This window comes from Deltaproteobacteria bacterium, assembly GCA_009692615.1.
Classification (GTDB): Bacteria; Desulfobacterota; Binatia; order UBA9968; family UBA9968; genus DP-20.
In genome coordinates this window covers 1-19666 of record SHYW01000069.1, presented here as the reverse complement: position 1 = coordinate 19666, position 19666 = coordinate 1, and the positions used below count along the sequence as shown (strand labels likewise).

Here is a 19666-nt window from a genome sequence, read left to right as displayed (position 1 = left end):
ACAATGCAGAATGCATATTGCAGAATGCATAAGTAGAAATGTCATTCCAAATCCGAGCTATTGCCTATTGCCTACTGCCTACTGCCTTCCCCGATCCCGAGGCCGGTCATGAAAGCGATGGTGCTCGCCGCCGGCCAAGGCACCCGGCTGCGGCCGATCACCGACGGCAAACCCAAAGCGCTGGTGCCGGTGGCGGGCCGGCCGATGATCGAGTACGCGCTATTGCTGCTGCGCCATTACGGCATCGAAGAAATCGTCATCAACCTGCACCACTTCGGCGGGCAAATGGAAAATCATCTCGGCGACGGCGGCAAACTCGGCCTACGCATCAGCTATTCCCATGAAGCGGAACTGCTCGACACCGGCGGCGGACTGCGCAAAGCCCGACGCTTTCTCCAAGACGATACGTTCATCGTCATCAACACCGACGCGTTGATCGACGTCAACCTCGCCGAGGTGGTTAGGTTTCACAAAAAAAACCAAGCCAGCGCGACGTTGGTGCTGCGGCCCGATGCCGACGCCGATCGCTACGGGTCCATGGACATCGACGGCGCGGGAAAAATTTGCCGCTTTCTCGACAGCAGGATTGACCCACCGTCGACGGGAACGATGCGCAAACTGATGTTCACCGGCGTACAGATTTTACAACCAAAAATTTTCGACTATATGGACAGCCACGGCGTGGTGGAAAAATTCAGCACGACGCGGCAAACCTATCCGAAAATGCTGCGCGCCGGCGAACCGCTCTACGGATTTTGCTTCGAAGGATTCTGGCAGGATCTCGGCACGATGGAACGCATCGCCCAAGCCGAACGCAGCCTAGCCCAGGGTCAGGCTAGGCTGCACTATTTGTAAAAAATTTAGCGCGCGACGATCAGACCGCAGGCCGCCCGGTCGCCGGCGTTGCCGGTAGGATCGGTGACGTTATCGTCAGTGCCGGCGTGAATCATCAAGGCACTGCCATCGGCGTCAAACACGGACAACGGACCAGCGCGTAGCGTAAAGCGGTCGGTGGTCGCTTCGAAGCGTCCGCTGCCGTCTTTCTCGACCGTCATGTTCGGCAAGTCGCCGGCGTGAGGGCCATCGGGGCTCTTCAGACCATGCTTCTTGCTTCCCGGATTGAAATGACCGCCGGCGCTGGTAAATGCCGGCCCTTCGCATTTACCCACCGCATGGACATGAACGGCGTGGGATCCCGGCGTGAGCCCTTTCGCTTCCAAGTGCACGTGCACACCGCCCTGCCGTTCACTCAGCATCGCCGTCGCGACGGTCTTGCCATCCTTGTCCTTGAGATCGGCGCTGGCTCGTTGCCCCGGCTCCAACGCCGCGCAACCCGCCACTAAGCTCAATCCAATCAAACCGAACAAAAAATTCTTCATCATCAAATCTCCTCGTACGTAGTGATTCATTGAATTAGCATGCAGGTCATTTCGGAGCAATGAAAATTATCCGCACAAGCGCCGTGACGCCGCTTGGCCGCCTCCCACCGCTCTCCTGGTTTGCTACGCCTATAAGCCTGTGTTAGCGTCCACGGCTGGCGAAATTTCATGGCGACTTTAGCAATCTACTTACCCACCGTCATGTTCATCTCTTTGCTCGGCGGCTTCTTGCCGCTGCTCAAAGCGCTGTCGCAACGGGCGTTAGCGCTGCTGTTGAGCTTCAGCGCCGGGGTTTTGCTCGGCGCCGTGTTCTTTCACATGCTGCCGGAAACTGGCCGGGTCTTGAACGACGCTCTCGGCTGGCCGATCTTGGCGGGCTTTCTATTGATCTTCGTCATGGAGCGCTTCGTCTTCGTCCACGCCTGCGAAGAATTTGGCTGCGACATTCATCAGATGGGCATCCCGGCGTTTCTCGGCATCTCGCTGCATAGCTTGCTCGACGGCATCGCGCTGGGCGCCGGATTAATTTTGCCGCAAATCGGTCCAGTGGTCTTGTTCGCCGTGATCATTCACAAGATTCCCGACAGCATGTCGATCTCGTCGATCCTACTTGCCGCCGGTTGGCAACGGCGCCGAGTCGGTTGGCTGAACCTGCTGTTCTCACTGACGACGCCGATCGGCGCAATCATCGCCTATTTGTTTTTCCGTTCCTTGTCGCCGGAAAACATCGCCGTGGTGATCGGCATTTCCGCCGGGACTTTTTTAGCCATCGCCACCGCCGACATCTTGCCCCAGGTGCACCGCATCGAGCAGCGCAATCCCATGACGCTGGTTTTTCTCGCCATCGGCCTGGCAGTCAGTTGGATGGGCAGCCTGCTGCCGCACTAGAGCCGTCGCGCGAATTCGTCGTTGCTCAGCAATCGTATTTGCCGGCGAGAAAGTTGCGCCGCACTTTTAACGTGTCGGTCAACACGCGTAGGTAATCCGCCGCTCGCACATGGCTGCACTCGTCGTTGATCCAGTGCGCCGGAATAATTTCGATCCGATAATCTAACGCCCGGGCCAAAGCCAGCACTTCGATATCGAAGCCCCAACGCTCGATAGTGGTCTGAGAAAAAATCCGCTGCGCCGCCGCCGCACGAAAAGCCTTGAAGCCACACTGGGTATCCCAAATCCCCGGCACCGCCAGCCATTGCACGATACGATTGCCGAGCCGGCCAATGACGCGTTTATGCCACTGCTGCGAGACCGCCTGCTCGGCGCCGGCGCTGTCAAAGTCGTTGCGCGACGCGATGACGACATCGGCGCCGCCATCGAACAGCGGCTTCATTTTATCGAAGTGGGCGATGTCAGTGGAGTTGTCCGCGTCGCAGAACAAACGAATCTTGCCCGTCGCCGCCAGCATGCCTTCTTTGACGCTGAATCCTTTGCCGCGATTGACCGCGCGCTCGATAATTTTCAACTCGGGAATCTGCCGCGCCAGTTGGCGCACGACATCGAGCGTACCATCCCGCGCGCCGTCGATGACGACGAGAATTTCGTAGTGCAACCCCGATTGCGTCAGATAGCTGCGCAAACGCCACAAGGTTTTGGCGATTCGCGCCGCTTCGTTGTATGCCGGCACGATCACCGATAGTTCAATATCAGTTGAAGTCATTGGAATTGCGAATCGCTACCGCCATCAAGCTAAAATAAACTTGCCGCTTCAGCGTCCAGCACCGCTTTGTCGCATTAACTCAAGCGCCGCCTGATAATGACGCTGCGCCGCCGCACCCTTGCCTTGGAGCGCCAGCAGTTGCGCCAAGCTTTGGTGCGCCGGTACAAACCCGGCGTCGATGCTTAGCGCTTGATTGAACGCGGCTTCAGCGTCGCCGTAGCGATGCTGCGCCGCGTAGACGCTGCCAAGATAAAAACTCGGCTGCGGCGAACCGCCGTTCCATCGCGCCGCTTCTTTGAGCGGTCCAATCGCCGCAGCGACCTTGCCCTGTTTCACCAACGCCACGCCGAGATTGAAATACGCCCGACCGAGCGTCGGGTTGAGCGCGATGGCTTTTTCGAACTGCGCCACGCCGGCTTCGACATCGTCCCGTTGGGCGAGCAATTGACCATAGTTACTATGCGCCTCGGCGAAGTTGGGCAAGAGTTCGAGCACCGTTTCGAAGTTTTTTTTCGCCAAATCGAATTCGCCGCGTTGAACATGGAGATTGCCGAGATTGTAATACGCCACACCGTAATCCGGCTCCACCGCGAGCGCCCGCTCGGCATTTTTTATCGCCTCGTCAACTTTTCCTTGCTTGGCGTAGGCGTTGGCGAGATTGTTGTACCCGGCAGCGCTGGCGCGGGAATTTTTTTGCAATGGCCAATTGCTCACGAGGCCAACGCCGATCAACACAATCAAAGCCTGCGCCAATTGCCGCCACTCCCGTTGCCGCAACAACTGAAAAGTTTCGACGATGCCTGCCCCGGCAAAGAGCGCCAGCAGCGGCACCAACGGATATCGGTAGCGGCCAAAGATATAAAAGGCCGCCACACTCGCCGCCAATGACAAAATCGTCGCGTAGAGCAGCCACAATTGGCGCCACTGCCGAATCGTCACCAAAACACCGACGGCCGCGAGCGGCGCGAGCACGCCGAAATGGCTGAACCAAGCGATTCCCGCAAGCAGCCACGACCAGTTCTGGTAGATATAAAAATCGTCTGAGTCTTCGACTTCGCGCCCGTTCCAAACCAATAACGACTTCAAACCCATCAGTCGCAACCACGCGGCGGGCTGGGCTTTGATGAAATCAAGCGCTTGGCCTGACCAGTAACCGGAAACTTCACCGCCGCTCAACGCACGGCCCAATGCCCGTTCGGCCAAACGTTTGGCATCCGGCCCTTCCAACTGGGTTTCGTGAATGATCTTGCGAATCGAACCATAGCTGCCGTCGGCGGCGGGATTGTTGCCAATGTAAAAGTTAGGACCGAATTGCGATGTCGTCAGCTTGAATTCACCACCGATGAGCAAATTGCGCAAACCGACAGGAAAGAGAACCAGTAGTAGCCCGGCGAAAAACAGACTGAGCCCACGTACCCGCTGCTGAGCAACTTGGAACCAAAACCATACTGCAACGACCGGCACCAAGATCAGCGCATTCTCCCGCGACAAGCCGAGCAAGCCAAGTACTGCGCCGGCAGCGAGCCATTTCGCCCAATGACTCGTCATATCGTAATTGAACAGAATAAATACTAGCAGAGTGAGTAAGGCGACATCGAGAACACTTTTCTCAATCAGTCCGTCGAAAAAAATCGCCGGCGCGTAGCAAGCGAGAACCAGACCGGCGGCGATACCGGCGGCACGGGAAAACAATTTCTCGCCGACTCGATAGATAAGCGCGCAAGCAAAGGAACCAAGCATGATTTGCAGCAAACGAATCAGCCAAAGATTGTGGCCAAAGACGACTTGCAGCAGCCCAAGAAAGTACGGATACAACGGCGCCTGATAAAAAACTCCCTGACCCAACCAATCGCCGCGAGAAATGCGCTGCGCCCACTCGTCGTAAGTCCGGCCATCGCCGGCGAGATGATAGAAAAGCGGGATGGCTTCGATCTGCCAAAGGTAAATCAGCCGAAGAACAAACGCCGCGGCGAAAACCAACCAGAACCATGACAACGTTCTCACGGAACGGGCGGAACCGTCCACGGCGCCTTGTGCGGGCCGGCGCTGTTTCCGTTTTCTCGCCGCGCGAGTTTCCTGTCTATTCATGGTCAATAATATTACTCGTCGTGCGCGGATCGCAATGTCTCACGTCTTTACCGAGCTCAAGAGGGCTTACAATTTAGTGTCGAAGATCCACAGCGTCGGCTTGCCGTCCGGGCCCAGCACCTCGTGAATCGGTCGTGCAGTCTTGTGCAAACCGAGATCCCCCGGCCTGACGACAAACATCACCCGATCCGGCCGATCGTTGTGCAGCAATTCGGTGAGTGCGGCGCGGCTCTGCTGGTCGCCAAACATGAAGTGAAATTTGCCGACACGCAAATAAATATCTTCGTGGGCGAAGACACCGCCGGGCAGCGGCCCGGGAACGATCTCGCGGACATCGCGAAACCATTGTTCGGGTTCGTAGCCAAGACAGATGACCGTGTAAATGTAGCGGTGCGCCGACGAACCGGTCCAGAACACCGCATCGACGCCGCCAAGTTGGGGACGAAGCCATTCACATGCTTGGAAGTGATCGACCTGATTGGCGTAAAATTTCTCCGCCGATGGCTTCCGGTCCAAATAAAATTGCTTGAGAAAAATAAAGTTGAATACCGCGACTAGCCCAAGCAAGGCGTAGCCGATGGGCGCCAGCGTCGAGCGGCGGCGCCAAAGCCACTCTGTCCCATGCACCGCGCCGATGGCAGCTAACAGAACCAGCGCCGGCAATCCCGGCAGGCTTCTGAGCGCATGTAAACTGGAATGACGCGCAAACAGATCCGCCAGCGGATAAAGCAGCAACCAAAGCAACAACAAGCGCGCCGGCGGCGAAGCACGCGCCTGGCGTAGACAAACGATCAGCCCCAAGATCAGCAATGGCAGATCGTACCAGTGAAACAGCGCGGCGCCGGTCAAAGGCGAGTAAGCCGGATCGTTGTCGCCATTGATGAACAAAAAATCCGGCCCAAAGTGGCCGGGATAGCGCGCCAGCGCTTTAGTAGCCTTGTCTGCGAAACTATCGGACTCCTCCCAAACCCAACCTTGGATTCGGCCGCGCTTGGCGATTTCCGGATCGCTGAGATGGCGCCAAAGCAGCGGCGCGCCAACAAGTGTAATCGCCAGCGCCAGGCAGCCAATCGCGATTGCCCCGTCGCGAGTTTTTAGTCGATGCCACCAATGTTGCCACGTAACAGCGACAGCGCCGACAAAAAACAGCGGTAAGAATATCCGCACCGCCCAATAGCCGAAACAGCTAACCCCAAGTATCAATCCGGCCAGCGCGGCACGAATTGGCTTGGGACCACGAGTATCGTCGGCGCCGAACGGAAAATCAGCCCACAACAAAGCGGTAAGTGAAGCCAGGACCAACAACGGCACCAACAACGCTTCGACGCCGAGACGGCTGATCTGCAAGTGCCAGGGATTCATCGCCAACATCGCCGCGGCCACCAAGCCGGTCGGGTGACCGAACAGCCGCGCACCGACAAAATAGATTAGCAAGATGGAGAGCACGCCGCCGAACGCGGCAGGTAGCCGAGTCGCCTGCACGCTCAAGCCGGCGAAAGCCTGAAACGGCAGCAACGCGTAGATATACGAAACGCTGCGGTTCTCGCCGAAGGCGCGGGTGTAAAAAATCGGCCAGGCGACACCATGTTGATCTTTGCCGGTTTTGAGTAGCGTGTAAGCATTCCAACCGTTCGAAGCTTCATCGACATTGATCCCGGCGGGAAGCTGACCGAGATCGAAGAAACGCAGCACGCTGGCAATGACGACGATAGCGAAGATAATTTTCACCGCCGACTTAGCGCCAACGCGATGAGTCGCCCAGAGTTGAGTGGTTTTCAGTGGCGGCATGAGCAGTGGGAGTTGCCTTCTAAGATCACCGCGCGAGCGGGCGCGACTTGATCAATCTTACAGCCGCTTCGAGATGCTTCACGCCTTCGTCCGTCCGGCCCATCGAGGCCAACAACTTACCGAGACTTTCGTGCGCCTCTGCCATGCTCGGATCGACTTGCAGTGCTTGGCGGTAACTCCATATCGCTTCTTCATGGGCGCCGCCTTGGCCAAGCATTACACCGATTTGATAGTGCGCCTTAGCGAACAGCGGGTTAGCCTTTACGGCATCGCGAAGAGCTGCCACAGCTTCTGAGTTTTGCCCTTGCCGAGCTAACAAAATGGCGAGATTGTAATACGCCTTGGTATAGAGCGGTTCGATGAGAATCGTTTGGCGAAGTTCTCCCATGGCGTGCTCGATGTCGCCTCGCACCGCCAGCGCCAAAGCTAAATCATAGTGAATATCTTCATCGCCTGGACTCGCCGTGCGGGCTCGCTGCAAGAATTCGATCGCTTCGTCGACATTGTCTTGCTTCGCTAAAATCATGCCGAGATTATACAACGCCTTCGTTGGCGCGCTTTGTTGTTGCACCGCTTGGCGGTAATGTTTCTCAGCGTCAGCGACGTCCCCTTGATTTTCCAGCAGACTGCCAAGATCGGCATGAGCCTGCGCCGACTCGGGATACGTCGTGACGGTTTCGCGTAACGCGACGATCGCTTGGCTGATCCGATAAACGTAAATCGAATGGCCGATAATCGCCGTGGGGCTTAAGGATAAGAACGGTTTAAGAAAATCGACACGTCGCTCGCCGCGGATGTAGTGCCGGCCAAACAGATGATTGGCGCTGATCGCCAGATAGTCCGAGGGGTCGGTGAACTTGTTTGACGTGAGATCGGAGCTGACCCAACTGCCCGGCAAAAATTGCGCGTCGATACCGAAGTAACGCGGCTCGGCGTCATTGTGAAACCCGAAATAGACGAACTGAATTTTCTTCACCTGGTTTTGCGTCATCCAAGCTTTCAACCCTTTGAGATCCTGGCCCCAGTCCAAGTTAGAATCGAGTAAAATTTTGTGGCCCTGGCGCGCGCCGCCGGCCAGCTCGTTAAAATAGGCAAGAAAGTGTGGATAGGTGTTGATCGTCGACCAAACGCACCACAGACCTAAAACAGTGATCGCGCCGCCGGTGACAACGGTTCGCACCCGCCAAAGCTGCGCGACCGTGCCACCGATCATAACGAACAAGAATGGATAGATTGGCAAAATGTGGCGCACGCCGATCGACAAATGAGAAAAGACGGCTAACGAAAAATAGACCGCTACGGCGAGCAATAAAAAAGTGACTTTGGCCCGATCAATTTTCCGCTTCCACCACAAGACCAGCGTTCCGAGAAAGAGTATCAACGTCGGCAGCGGCGTCTTGACCGCGAACGCGACCGGGAAGTACAGCCAAAAGCCCTGATCTGAGTACGCCCCGAAAAGATAAGCTTTCCGTTGCAAGTTATTCAATACGAAGAGTTGTCCATAGAGCCAAGCTTCGGGAAAAAGCTGTAGTTGCGCCAACCAAGAAACCAACCCTCTGAGCCGCGGTTGAGTCAACAGCTCGTTGGCCATCGGCAAGGATCTGCCGTCGCCCGCAACCGCACTGAAGCGAAATCCGTAGGCTGCCCAAATCAAGCAATAGGCAGCGACGAGCGAGCAAAAGATAATTCCGCCAACGAGCAGCGCCTTATCGCGTCGGCGTGAAACGGTACGAATGCCACCTAGGCACAACTCTTGCGGTCGTGACGAGAATACTCTCAAAACGCCCAGCGCGCCCCAAACCGCGAGTATGGCGAGATACGCATATTTCGTCGTTGCCGCCAAACCGAAGAAACCGGTCGTGAGCGCAAGATTGAACCAAGTAAGCTTGTTCAGAGCGTGCCAAAAATAATAGCTGCCGATGAAAAACAGCGCGCTAAAGGCGATATCCGTATGAACGATTTGGCTATGCGCTAAGATGTTCGGATCTAGACCGTAAAGAAACAATGATGCCAACGCCGCTTCGATGCCGAACAATTCGCAACTCCAGCGGTAGATGAAAAGACCGAGCAACAGGGCGAGTAGGACAATTTGCAGCTTGGCCCAAAAAAAGAGTCTTGCACCATCGTTGTCGACAAAGAATAACTTTGCCGCCACTGTAGCCGTATGCGTGGTATGCGGGTCGGTGGTGGGAATAATGTCCCACTCGATCGCCGTCGGACGAGGATCTCTTATGTTTATCGCGAGCAGCGGCAAAGCCGCCCACAGCTTGGCCAGCGGCGGATGCTCGGGGTTGGCGCGGTAGTCGCCCCACTTCAACGATGCATAGCCCGACAGCAAATGGATCGGCTCGTCTACCGTGGGAGATTGTTGCTGGATGCTGCCGATGGAGACTAGACTAAATGCGCCAAGGAACAAAACCAGGCTTGCGAGTGACAGTAGATTCCCGGGCACGGAATGCGCAGAATCTTCCTCATTCTTGATTTCACCCACATCGCTGACGGCAGCCGGCTGTCGAGCTTTAGTTCTGTTTTTACGCGCCATGGGAAATGGAAAAAAATCAGTCTGCAACTCAACAACCAAACTGTCGTCAGTGCTGCAGTTTGGCCAAACTAATCATGAATCAGATGAATGCTCCACCGACGGTTGCTATCGTTTCGATGATCGATTTATTAAAACCGGTTACTTGCCAGATGGATTAGGCCTGGCATTTTTCAAAATATCCACCGCTGCTTGGTAATGAATCGCCGCCGTATCTTTATTTCCCTGCTCCGCAAGCAAGCGGGCCAGAGCCACGTGAACTTCGGCAGCCTCCGGCGCTAACCGCAGCGCGCGCTGGAAATGATCTATCGCTTTCTCGAATTCACCGCTGCGCACAAAAAGCCGGCCAAGATTGAAATAGGCCTTGGCGAACTGCGGATCGAGCGCCAGCGCTTGCCGATACTCCGCCAACGCGGCGCTGGCGTTGCCTTGCAGCGCCAACAGTTGCCCCAAGTTATTGTGGGTCTCGGCGTCGTTGGGTTTGAACTTCAACGCTTCACGATAATGCGCGATCGCGTCATCGGGCTTTCCTTGTTGCGCTAACAGCCGCGCGAGATTGTAGTGCGCTTCGGAGTAAGTCGGATTGATCTCGACCGCGCGCTGGTAAAGTTTCACGCTGTCTGGCGCTTTGCCCTTGGTCTCATAGACCTTGGCGAGATTGTAGTTGGCGATGGCGGTGTTCGGCGTCACTTGCAACGCATGCTTCCACAGGGTTTCGGAATCATGCCAAACACCCACTTGGGTTCGGGTCAACAATCCTAAGCTTACGACGCTGGCGAAAATCACCACGGCGATACTGAAATAACCCGGCTTGGCACTTTGCAACCGGCAATAAAAAATCCCACCCAATAACATGGCCCAGCTCAAACAACTCAAATAACTATAACGATCGGCGACCAATTGCGGTCCGCTTTGGGCCACGCCGAGAACCGGCGCGAGTACGATGACGTAGTAGGCCAAACACGCGGCCAGCCAAGGCCAACGGCGGCGCAGAGAAAAAGCCAGCCCGCCGATCGCCACCGCGACTACCGCGCAAACGATAAAGACCGGAGTCCAGGCATCGAAGTCATAGGGCAGCTCATACAAAGGCGAAAGGTCAATCGGCAGTAGCGTCTTCCAAAGATAAAAACAGATGCCGTAGAATCCTTGGCCCAAACGGTAGGAAAAAAAATATTGTTGCACCGGGCGCAGCGCGCCGACGTCGTGTTGGGCGAACAAGGCAGCAACGCCGAACACCAACGAGAGCAGGAGAAACGGCAGCTTCTCCCAAAGCACGCGCCGGCCACCGGTCGCCAGCCATGTGCGTAAGCTGCCGCGCCAACGTTGCAGCGGATAAACATCTAAAATCAGCAACACCAACGGCAGCGTGATCGCCGTCGCCTTCGCCAACAGCGAGAAAAGTTGTGCCGCGACGGCGAGCCAAAGCCAGCGCTGGCGCGATTCGAGCGCCGACGCCGGCGAAGAATTGGCGCGCAGGTAGCAATAAATCGCGGCGAGGAAAAACCCGCCTGAAAGCACGTCGCGCCGCTCGGTGGCCCAGACCACCGACTCGACGCGCAGCGGATGGAGCGCGAATAGCAGCGCCGCCAGGGCGGCGCTGAGATTGAGCGTCCAGCCAACCGCCTGGCGCGGCGTGGCAAAAATAATTGTAAGAATCAGCCGGCAAAGAAAGTAAAAGACCAGCGCGTTGACGACGTGCAGAATCAAGCTGGTCAGATGATAACCAAAGGGCTCGATGCCCCAAAGCAAATAGTCGAATCCCAGTGTAAGCCAACTGAGCGGCTGATAGTGACCGGCGTGAAAGGTTGAAAACATCCAGCGCAGCTGCGCCCAGCCCAAACCGCGATAATGCGGATTGTCGACCAGCATGACATCGTCGTCCCAATTGACCAACTCGTTGAACAGCGCCGGGAAAAACGTCGCGCCGGTGAGCATGGCGATCAACAGCGGGATCAGCCACGCCGACCAATGATATTGAATGGCAACTTGGCTGGCGGCGGCGCGTTTGGTACTTTTCGTCGCCATCTGGTTACTTCAGCTCGCGCAGTTCACTGCCGGAAGATTTTCCCGCGGCTTTCATCAGGCGCAGCGCTTGTCGATAGTGGCTTTCAGCTTCGTCCTTGTTCCCCTGCGCCGCCAAAGACCGCGCCATTAGGACATGAGCGTCGCTATCGTTCGGCTGCAACTCCAGCGCGCGGCGAAAATGCTCCGTCGCCGACGCCAACTGCCCTTGGCGCGCCAACGCGATCGCCCAGCGCACTTGGATCGCCGCTTGGTTGGGCTCGCTGCGCGCGGCGCGCTCGTACATAACAATTGCTTTAGCGAGATCGCTTTGTCGCGCCAACAGTTCGGCCAAATTGAACAGCGCTCTGCCATGGGCCGGCTCGATTTCCATGGCTCTATGAAACTCCACCACCGCCGCCGTGTCCTCGCCCTTCAACTCCAGCAACAAACCTAAATCGTTGTGCGCGTCGGCGTGATCGGGACGTATTTCTATCACCCGCCGATAATGTGCCAGCGCCTGCGCTTCATCGCCTTTGAGCGCTAACAGACGCGCGAGATTGAAATGCGCCTTAGCATAGCTAGGATTTACGGTCGCCGCGCGCCGATAACTTTCGATTGCCGGCGCCAGATTATTTTCTCGCTCATAGGCGCGGCCGAGGTTGTAGTGGGCGATGCTCGCCAACGGTTCGACGGCGGTACCATGTTGCCAGAGCGCGATGGGCGAGCGCCATATTTTAGTTTGATTCCAGGTCAAGATCGCTAACGAGAAAACTACCATGATTGCGAAACCGCTGCTGAAAAAATAGCGCTGACGATTGAAACTTTCTTGCGGCGACAAACGATAAAATCCGCCGGCGATCAGCAATGGCCAACCCAAGCAAGCCAGATAGCTATAACGGTCGGCGACCAGTTGCGGTCCGCTCTGCGCCACGCCGGTGACCGGCGCCAGAACGACTAGATAATAAACCCAACAGGCGAGCAGCGCCGGCCATCGTCGCTTGAAGAAAAAGAGCGCCATCGTCAGGGCAATCGTTCCGACGCCGCAAAACACGAACAGCCAAAACCAAGAACCGACGTCGACGGGCAATTCGTAAATCGGCGCCAGACTCACGGGCCAAAGCGTCTTGCCGAGATAAAACATGAAAGCGTAGCCCGCCTGGAGCAGACGCGAAGCGATGCCGAATTGTTCCAGCGGTTTGAGCGCCCCAGTAACTTGCTGCGCCAACAACGCCGCGACGGCAAAAGCCAAAGCCAAAATCAAAAACGGTAATTTTTCGCCGAGTACGCCACGCGATTCCCGCTTGAACCATTGGCCCGGCCGGCCAGTCAATCTTTTTAACGGATAAACATCGAGCACAAGCAAGATGAAAGGCAAAGTGATCGCCGTCGCCTTCGATAGCAGCGATAAGAAATAAATGGCGAGTGTCGCGCACAACCAACGTCGCCTCGTGCTAAATTTCGAGCATTCAACCAAACGCAGATAAAAATAAATCGTCGCGAAGTAGAACAAACCCGAGAGCACATCGCGGCGCTCCGTGGCCCAAGCCACCGACTCGACGCGCAGGGGATGAATCGCGAATAACAGCGCCGCCAAACCGGCGCTGAGATCGAGCCGCCAATTTTCCGCGCTTGGCGGAATCGCCAATGCCGCAACGAGCAGCCGCCGAGTGACGAAATAGAAAAGCACTCCGTTGGCCATGTGCAGCAGCAAATTGGTCAGATGATAACCGACGGGATTCATGCCCCACAGCGAATAGTCGAAAGCGAACGTCAACCAGCTGAGCGGCTGGTAGTGGCCCATGAGGAAGGTCGTGAACATCCATTTGATTTGCGGCCAAGCCAAACCGCGATAGAAAGGATTGTCATAGAGCGTTTTGTCGTCGTCCCAATTGACGAAGTCGTTACTCAAGCTCGGAAAAAACGCCGCCAGAGTCACCGCCGCAATCACTAACGGCACGAACCAGCGCGGCCAGCGCAGAGATACCTCGCTTTGGCTCGTCGCATTGGACCTTCGGCTGGTTGCGCGTTGCGTGCTTTTCATTTACCGTCGGTGAAAATTACTATGGCCTTTAACAACCTAGCAGAGTTCGTCGAAGTTTTGGAGCGCGCCGGCGAACTCAAACGGATTAGTTATCCGGTCAAAGCCGAGTTGGAGATCTGCGCGATCGCCGACCGGGTGATGAAAGCCAACGGCCCGGCGCTGTTGTTTGAAAACGTCGTCGGCAAAACCATTCCACTGTTGATCAACGCCTTCGGTTCGGCGCAGCGCATGGCTTTGGCACTCGGCGTCGACGACATCGAAGAGCACGCCCGCGCCATCGCCAAACTGATCCAGACCAAGCCGCCAAAAACTTTCAAAGACAAATTGCAGTTGCTCGGCGAGCTAATCAAACTCGCCGGTATTCCGCCGAAGATCGTCAGAGACGGGGAATGCCAGGAAGTGATCGAGCGCGATCCCGATTTGACTGTTCTGCCGGTGCTCACCTGCTGGCCCGGCGACGCCGGACCGTTTATCACCCTGCCGATGGTGTTCTCGAAGGATCCTAACACTGGCACGCGCAACGTCGGACTTTACCGCATGCAGGTTTACGACCGGCGCACCACCGGCATGCACTGGCATCTGCACAAGGTCGGCGCGCGCCATTACCAGCAGCAAAAAGAAAATCGCCGCCGCCTAGAATTAGCGGTTTGCCTGGGCGGCGATCCGGCGATGATCTACGCCGCCACCGCGCCGCTGCCGCCGCAGATCGACGAGATCTTGTTCACCGGCTTTCTGCGCAAGAAGGGCGTCGAACTGGTCAAAGCGATCAGCGTCGATGTCGAGGTGCCGGCGAACTCGGATATCGTCATCGAAGGTTACGTCGATCCCGCCGAGCCGCTGCGCCGCGAAGGGCCGTTCGGCGATCATACTGGATTTTATTCACTCGCCGATGACTATCCGGTGTTTCACGTGACTTGCATCACGCACAAGAAAAATCCGATTTATCCGACCACCATCGTCGGCCGCCCGCCCATGGAAGATGCTTTTCTCGGCAAAGCGACCGAACGGTTGTTTCTGCCGCTCTTGCGCGTGACCTTGCCCGAGATCGTCGACATGAACCTGCCGGTGCACGGCGTGTTTCACAATCTCGCGATCATCTCGATCAAGAAAGAATACCCGGCCCACGGCCGCAAAGTCATGCATGCGCTCTGGGGCCTGGGCCAAATGATGTTTACCAAAACGCTGATCGTCGTCGATCACGACGTCAACGTCCACGATCTTTCCGAAGTCACTTGGGTGGTCGGCAACAACATCGATCCCAAGCGCGACACTCTATTCGTCGAAGGCCCGGTGGATGTCCTTGACCACGCCGCGCCGGCGCTCGCCTACGGCTCGAAGCTCGGCATCGACGCCACTAGAAAATGGCGCAGCGAAGGCTATGAGCGCGAATGGCCGCCGGTGATCGTCATGGATGAGCAGACGCAAAATTATATCGATTCAATCTGGGAAAAGTTAGGACTATGAAAGCGCTATCAGTTCCCCAATCCAAAAGCGGCCCCGCGGACCAAAAGAAGCCGCGCGGACTAAAATCCAAAATTTCCCACTACGCCAGCCTAGTCCGCTTCTCGCACACGATCTTCGCCCTGCCCTTTGCGCTGTCGTCCGTCGCCTTGGCCTGGCCGCGTCATCCGGTGACACTGCGCGCGCTAGCTTGGATATTGGTCGCCATGGTCGGCGCGCGCAGCGCCGCCATGGGCTTTAACCGGCTGGTCGATCGCAAGTTCGACGCTCTCAACCCACGCACCAAAAACTGGGAGCTGCCGCAGGGCAAAGTCCAAGTTGGCGAAGCGATTATTTTAACTTCGATCGCCTCGCTGTTTTTCATCTTCGCGGCTTACCAGCTAAGTTGGCTCTGTTTCCTGCTCTCCCCCGTGGCGCTGGCGATCGTTTTCTTTTATTCCCTGACCAAGCGCTTCACTTGGGCGGCGCACCTATTTCTCGGTCTCGCGCTTTCCATCGCGCCGATTGGCGCTTGGCTCGCCGTCGCCGGTGCCACGGTCAGCATCGGCGAATTAACGACGCCGTTGTTGCTCGGCCTCGCCGTGGTCTTTTGGCTCGCCGGCTTCGATATCATCTATTCTCTCCAAGACCGCGAGTTCGACTCTCGGCAAGGGCTGCATTCGATTCCCGTCCGCTTTGGCGTCGCCGGTGCGCTGCGCTTGTCGAGTTTGTTTCACCTGATCACGATTATCTTCCTCGCTCTGGTCGGCGTCAGCGCGGCGCTCGGCTATATTTACTGGATCGGCTTTGGCGCGGTCGCCGTCGTACTGATTTGGGAGCACCGCATCGTCACGCCCAACGATTTGTCGCGCATCAACCGCGCCTTCTTCGACTACAATGCCTACGTCAGTCTCGCCTACCTACTCGCGACCTTGGCCGACACGGTTTTCATTTCCGGCACCGGTATCTGGCGCTGAGCTTTAGGGTCAACCTCGCCACCCCCTGTTCGGGGGATTGAAATTCATACAAGGCGGACTATGCTTTCGTTCATCTAGCCAATTTAGGAGGAGTCATGAACATCAAAACTAGCGCGATCATGTTTTCGTCGCTCATGTTTCTATCCGCTTGTGCGAGCTTTAGCGTCGGCACCGATGTGCAATCGGGACGGCGCGCACTCCTGACGGGACAACCAGAGACCGCCCTCGCCTACTTTCAAAGCGCGGCGCAGCTGGATCCCAACTATTATTACGGCACGGCGCTCAAGCATGGCATCTTGAGCTACGTCGGTCGCTCCGAGTACGCCGTCGGACGTTACCCACAAGCCCGTGAGACCCTGGAAAAGGCTCTTGGCGCGAACCAGGAAGACAATACCGCGCGTTTGTACTTGGGCTTGGCCATGGCCCGCAGTGGTGACCGTCAACGTGGTTTAAGCGAGATCGAGAGCGGCATGAAAGGCCTACAGGAGTTTTTGGAATACATCACCCAAGCGCACCGTTTCTCCTTCGGCCAGTTTTGGGATCCGGCGCTGGCAATCCGCACTGCGATTAAGAACGACTTGGCGATGATTTCGGGACGCGAATTGAATTGGGATAAACTGATTGCCGACGGCGAGTGGATCGGCAAACAGATCGAAGAAGAAGGCGATCGCGCGCGCAACGACGAAGTGCGCACCCGCAACCGCGAAAGCGACAGTAAAGACAGCCAGCCCTAAACGTTAGGTCACGAGCGAATCCCACTGAGCCGCCATTCCCGCTCGCCCCATGCTGGAGTGGCGCGCTTTCCACCGGCGATAATATCCAACTAGTTGAGTGTCTCACGCTGTTGGTAGTTTATCCGGCGTGTAAGTCACCACGAAGGCCGCGAAGGGTTGGATGGCCAAATCTCCGAACTTCGGGCTCGTCGTGCTACTGTCCATGATAATTTCCCCGGCTTGAGCAAATCTTCTCGCGGCCTGCGGCAAAGAAGGGCGACCCGCCGGTCGCCCCTACTTCTTCTCTGCGTTCTCTGCACTGCAATAGCTCAAAGGTTGCGTGGCTTGCGAAAATTTTCCACACCGGTATTCCTAAGTTCCCGTGCTCAATGACGAAATCCAATCTCACCACGGAAGACACGAAGAGCACGAAGTTCGGAGTAGTAATTTTCCGAACCCTTCGTGTGCTTCGTGGTGAAAACTCTTTCTCATTTGGTTGCGGCTCTGCGGCGCTAAGTACTTTGCGGTTAATACTCGCAATCCGTACCTCTGTGATAAAGCTTTTCGCTCCTTCGTGGTCAAGGGTTATGTCGAAGCGTAAGTGCCTTCAATCAACAGGCACGACACTAGTAAACGGCGGGTATCGCACTCGAACAGTGAGCAGTAAAGAATTTTTTCTAACCGCCGTAAAGCGGCCGGGTGTTTTGGATGCGCGTGCTGCGTTGAAAATTTTCTTCGTCATCGACTAATGCCATTAAGCGATCGGTGTCGCTGATGATGTTGGCTCTCTCTTCGGCGCCCTTGGTCAATAAAAACGCCGACCGCCGGATCGCGTTTTGGATCAAACCGCGGGTGTCGAAGTAAAGCCAATTGTGATAACCGTTCATGAAGGCCTTACTGCCCAAGGTGATGCCGCCTTTGAGCGTTTCAATACCGTTGTCAATCCGGCCAATGCGCATCTCGGTCAACCCTAACGCCATCCACGCCATCTCATCGTCATTGTTAACCGCCACCGCGCGCTGCAACACCGCGTAGGCGTCTTGGAATCGTCCCTTACGATAATAAGCGCGACCCAGATACGTCAGGCTGAACTTATACATAGGATCCTGGCTCACCACGTTCTCCAGCGCGGTGATCGCCAGATCCATATCGCCGGTGCGACCGCGCATAAACTGTTCTTTACCCTCTTCGTACCGTCCGCCCATGCCGAAATAGGGCACCGCATGACTACAACCAATTGCCATCGTAACTAAAAGCACCAGGCCGAAACATATTTTCGAAGGTTTACTCAACGAAGGCACATTCATGGTCATTTTCCTCGGCGTAGATCTGTTAAGGATATTATCAACCGCAACTCTGAATACCAAGCTACAAAAAATTTTCCGCCAAGGCAACCGGTAGAGTTCAATCTAGAATCCAGCAATGGATTCTTCACACAAATAAAAAAAAGGGGAAGTCATTGCTGACTTCCCCTTTTTGGTTTGGTTCTAATTTATGTTTAGAACGTGTAGCGCCAGTTGAGCATCACATCGGTCCAGTCGCCGCCGCCACCCGCACGGCAGTTCGTTTCCGAGCCGGGCGAGCCGGCTGGGCTGGTCCGTTTGCATAAGCCGAGGTTGTAACCGGCTGTGCCGACGGTGTTCTTGAGGTTCGAGGCATCGTACCACAGAATGCTCATACCAACGTTCATGCGCGGTGCGATGACATACCACAAGTCCCCTTCTCTCAAGAGCACGCGGTTGCGGCGGTAGTTGTTGGGGTTACTGCCGCTTACGCCGGCTGTGCTGCAAGTTTTGAGTCTCTCGCCGCAGGACATGTCGACGCGCTCAAAGTGCGTGCCGAGTAACACCGAGCCCGTTTCCGTCGCGGAACCGGTCAGGAAGCCTTTGGGACTGTAGGCGTACAGGTCATGACCGATCAAGAAGCTATGCGCTCTCTTCTTGCCGGTCGTGCCGCCACGGTCCGTGCTCTGTTGGAAACTTCCCATCACACGCATGGTGTACGGTCCGACGTTCCAAACTACGCCAGGGCCCATCGCGGTGTGCAAGCCGTCACCGATGCTGGCAGCGCCGCTGTCAAATAGGGTCTGACGGCCACCGTCGCCATGATCCTGGATGCGATAGCGAGAGCAGCCATTATCGGCGCGGTTATCTACGTTGCAGAACCAGGTGCCGAACTCAAACGCGATGCCGCTCAACCACATGTTCTTGATCTGCGACATCGGCAGAATGCTTATATACACGTTGAAGTCTTTGCGGTCGGTCAAGCTCTGCGTGCCGTCGTCGCCCTCGGCGATCGCTGACATACCAAATTGCAGCTTGCCGATGCGGCCGGGAATGCCGAGGCTCGATAGCGAGCGGTCATCCCAGTTGAGCACTGTGCCCGAGCCCGCGCGACCGGTGTTAAAACCGTTGTTGCGGGTATGCAGGTCGTACTCGGCCTGGGCGCCGGTGGTGCCGGAGCCTTGGCGAGCCAAGCCGCCGCCTTGGGCATTTTGTACTTCCATGCCGAACTGTACGGTCGGCAACCAGGGGTTCAAATGCTCGGCGTGGAAGTTAACCGCGCCACGTTGCAATATCCCACCGACGCCGGTCGCTCCGTTGTTCTTGCCGTTACCCGTGCCCCAACCGTCGAGGTCGAGGCTGGATTCGATTTCCCACAAGCAGTTGTTCACGCAATAGAGCAAGGTGGGGCGGAAACGCCGGCCAATCATCTCGCCGCGGCTGCGGCCCGATTGATCTACGCCACTTTCAAAATTGTAGCGGAAATGGGTTTCCACCGTCGAGCGTACGCCCCATGACTTGTCCGCTGCTTCGATGGTCAAACCATTGCCGGGACGATAGCTGAAACTCGGCATCGCCGCGGCTTGCGCCGTGGCTTCTTTCTTCATCTCGATCTGCTGTTCTTTCAGCTGTGAAAGTTCCTGCTCCAACGTTTGGATCTTTTGATCCACGCCCTGGGCTTGAACTGTTCCCGCAGCCAAAAGGAACGCAGCAAGCATGCTCCCTACTAAATATCTCTTCGTCATCATTGCCTCCTT

At 56.4% G+C, this 19666-nt stretch carries 14 protein-coding genes; 5 read left to right on the top strand and 9 right to left on the bottom strand.

Annotation, left to right across the window (positions count from 1 at the left end; genetic code table 11):
- The first annotated feature begins 108 nt into the window (after positions 1 to 108).
- Positions 109 to 855: an NDP-sugar synthase gene (locus EXR70_16305; GenBank protein MSP40053.1), complete on the top strand. Its 747-nt coding sequence runs from the start codon at positions 109 to 111 to the stop codon at positions 853 to 855.
- Between the two features lie 5 nt (positions 856 to 860).
- On the opposite strand, the gene EXR70_16300 is transcribed toward EXR70_16305, so the two are convergent.
- A complete protein-coding gene (locus EXR70_16300; GenBank protein MSP40052.1) occupies positions 861 to 1382 on the bottom strand; it encodes a superoxide dismutase family protein in 522 nt (173 codons plus the stop codon).
- Between the two features lie 165 nt (positions 1383 to 1547).
- Here EXR70_16300 and EXR70_16295 point away from each other — a divergent pair, with 165 nt between their 5' ends.
- Positions 1548 to 2267 (top strand): transporter, Zip family protein, encoded by a 720-nt coding sequence (locus EXR70_16295; GenBank protein MSP40051.1) that lies wholly within the window; start codon positions 1548 to 1550, stop codon positions 2265 to 2267.
- Positions 2268 to 2292: 25 nt separating this feature from the next.
- On the opposite strand, the gene EXR70_16290 is transcribed toward EXR70_16295, so the two are convergent.
- From EXR70_16290 to EXR70_16265, 6 genes are all read right to left on the bottom strand, one after another.
- Positions 2293 to 3021, bottom strand: coding sequence for a glycosyltransferase family 2 protein (locus EXR70_16290; protein MSP40050.1), 729 nt, complete (start codon positions 3019 to 3021; stop codon positions 2293 to 2295).
- Between the two features lie 63 nt (positions 3022 to 3084).
- Positions 3085 to 5124: a tetratricopeptide repeat protein gene (locus EXR70_16285; GenBank protein MSP40049.1), complete on the bottom strand. Its 2040-nt coding sequence runs from the start codon at positions 5122 to 5124 to the stop codon at positions 3085 to 3087.
- 66 nt (positions 5125 to 5190) lie between these two features.
- Positions 5191 to 6912, bottom strand: a complete 1722-nt coding sequence (locus EXR70_16280; protein MSP40048.1) for a phospholipid carrier-dependent glycosyltransferase — start codon at positions 6910 to 6912, stop codon at positions 5191 to 5193.
- A gap of 25 nt (positions 6913 to 6937) precedes the next feature.
- The gene (locus EXR70_16275) at positions 6938 to 9454 is read right to left on the bottom strand and encodes a tetratricopeptide repeat protein (GenBank protein MSP40047.1); all 2517 of its coding nucleotides are present in this window, start codon (positions 9452 to 9454) and stop codon (positions 6938 to 6940) included.
- Positions 9455 to 9592: 138 nt separating this feature from the next.
- Entirely contained in the window at positions 9593 to 11476 is a 1884-nt protein-coding gene (locus tag EXR70_16270; protein ID MSP40046.1) for a tetratricopeptide repeat protein, read from the bottom strand.
- Between the two features lie 4 nt (positions 11477 to 11480).
- Positions 11481 to 13496 (bottom strand): tetratricopeptide repeat protein, encoded by a 2016-nt coding sequence (locus EXR70_16265; GenBank protein ID MSP40045.1) that lies wholly within the window; start codon positions 13494 to 13496, stop codon positions 11481 to 11483.
- Positions 13497 to 13517: 21 nt separating this feature from the next.
- On the opposite strand from EXR70_16265, the gene EXR70_16260 reads away from it, so the two are divergent.
- The 3 genes from EXR70_16260 to EXR70_16250 all read left to right on the top strand — a co-directional run bounded on the left by EXR70_16260 (position 13518) and on the right by EXR70_16250 (position 16647).
- Complete coding sequence (locus EXR70_16260; GenBank protein ID MSP40044.1) at positions 13518 to 14960, top strand: menaquinone biosynthesis decarboxylase; 1443 nt, start codon at positions 13518 to 13520, stop codon at positions 14958 to 14960.
- Positions 14957 to 15913: a 4-hydroxybenzoate octaprenyltransferase gene (locus EXR70_16255; GenBank protein ID MSP40043.1), complete on the top strand. Its 957-nt coding sequence runs from the start codon at positions 14957 to 14959 to the stop codon at positions 15911 to 15913. Before EXR70_16260 ends, EXR70_16255 begins: the two co-directional genes overlap by 4 nt.
- 95 nt (positions 15914 to 16008) lie before the next feature.
- Positions 16009 to 16647, top strand: coding sequence for a hypothetical protein (locus EXR70_16250; GenBank protein MSP40042.1), 639 nt, complete (start codon positions 16009 to 16011; stop codon positions 16645 to 16647).
- A 656-nt stretch (positions 16648 to 17303) separates the two neighbouring features.
- Here the strand turns inward: EXR70_16250 and EXR70_16245 are convergent.
- Positions 17304 to 17939: a tetratricopeptide repeat protein gene (locus EXR70_16245; GenBank protein ID MSP40041.1), complete on the bottom strand. Its 636-nt coding sequence runs from the start codon at positions 17937 to 17939 to the stop codon at positions 17304 to 17306.
- Positions 17940 to 18124: 185 nt separating this feature from the next.
- A complete protein-coding gene (locus EXR70_16240; GenBank protein ID MSP40040.1) occupies positions 18125 to 19627 on the bottom strand; it encodes a hypothetical protein in 1503 nt (500 codons plus the stop codon).
- Positions 19628 to 19666: the final 39 nt, after the last annotated feature.

Bases quoted from the DNA above. Each gene is read 5' to 3' on its own strand.
- EXR70_16305 (MSP40053.1), top strand. From the start codon at position 109: ATGAAAGCGATGGTGCTCGCCGCCGGCCAAGGCACCCGGCTGCGGCCG.
- EXR70_16300 (MSP40052.1), bottom strand. From the start codon at position 1,382: ATGATGAAGAATTTTTTGTTCGGTTTGATTGGATTGAGCTTAGTGGCG.
- EXR70_16295 (MSP40051.1), top strand. From the start codon at position 1,548: ATGGCGACTTTAGCAATCTACTTACCCACCGTCATGTTCATCTCTTTG.
- EXR70_16285 (MSP40049.1), bottom strand. From the start codon at position 5,124: ATGAATAGACAGGAAACTCGCGCGGCGAGAAAACGGAAACAGCGCCGG.
- EXR70_16280 (MSP40048.1), bottom strand. From the start codon at position 6,912: ATGCCGCCACTGAAAACCACTCAACTCTGGGCGACTCATCGCGTTGGC.
- EXR70_16275 (MSP40047.1), bottom strand. From the start codon at position 9,454: ATGGCGCGTAAAAACAGAACTAAAGCTCGACAGCCGGCTGCCGTCAGC.
- EXR70_16270 (MSP40046.1), bottom strand. From the start codon at position 11,476: ATGGCGACGAAAAGTACCAAACGCGCCGCCGCCAGCCAAGTTGCCATT.
- EXR70_16265 (MSP40045.1), bottom strand. From the start codon at position 13,496: ATGAAAAGCACGCAACGCGCAACCAGCCGAAGGTCCAATGCGACGAGC.
- EXR70_16260 (MSP40044.1), top strand. From the start codon at position 13,518: ATGGCCTTTAACAACCTAGCAGAGTTCGTCGAAGTTTTGGAGCGCGCC.
- EXR70_16255 (MSP40043.1), top strand. From the start codon at position 14,957: ATGAAAGCGCTATCAGTTCCCCAATCCAAAAGCGGCCCCGCGGACCAA.
- EXR70_16250 (MSP40042.1), top strand. From the start codon at position 16,009: ATGAACATCAAAACTAGCGCGATCATGTTTTCGTCGCTCATGTTTCTA.
- EXR70_16245 (MSP40041.1), bottom strand. From the start codon at position 17,939: ATGACCATGAATGTGCCTTCGTTGAGTAAACCTTCGAAAATATGTTTC.
- EXR70_16240 (MSP40040.1), bottom strand. From the start codon at position 19,627: ATGCTTGCTGCGTTCCTTTTGGCTGCGGGAACAGTTCAAGCCCAGGGC.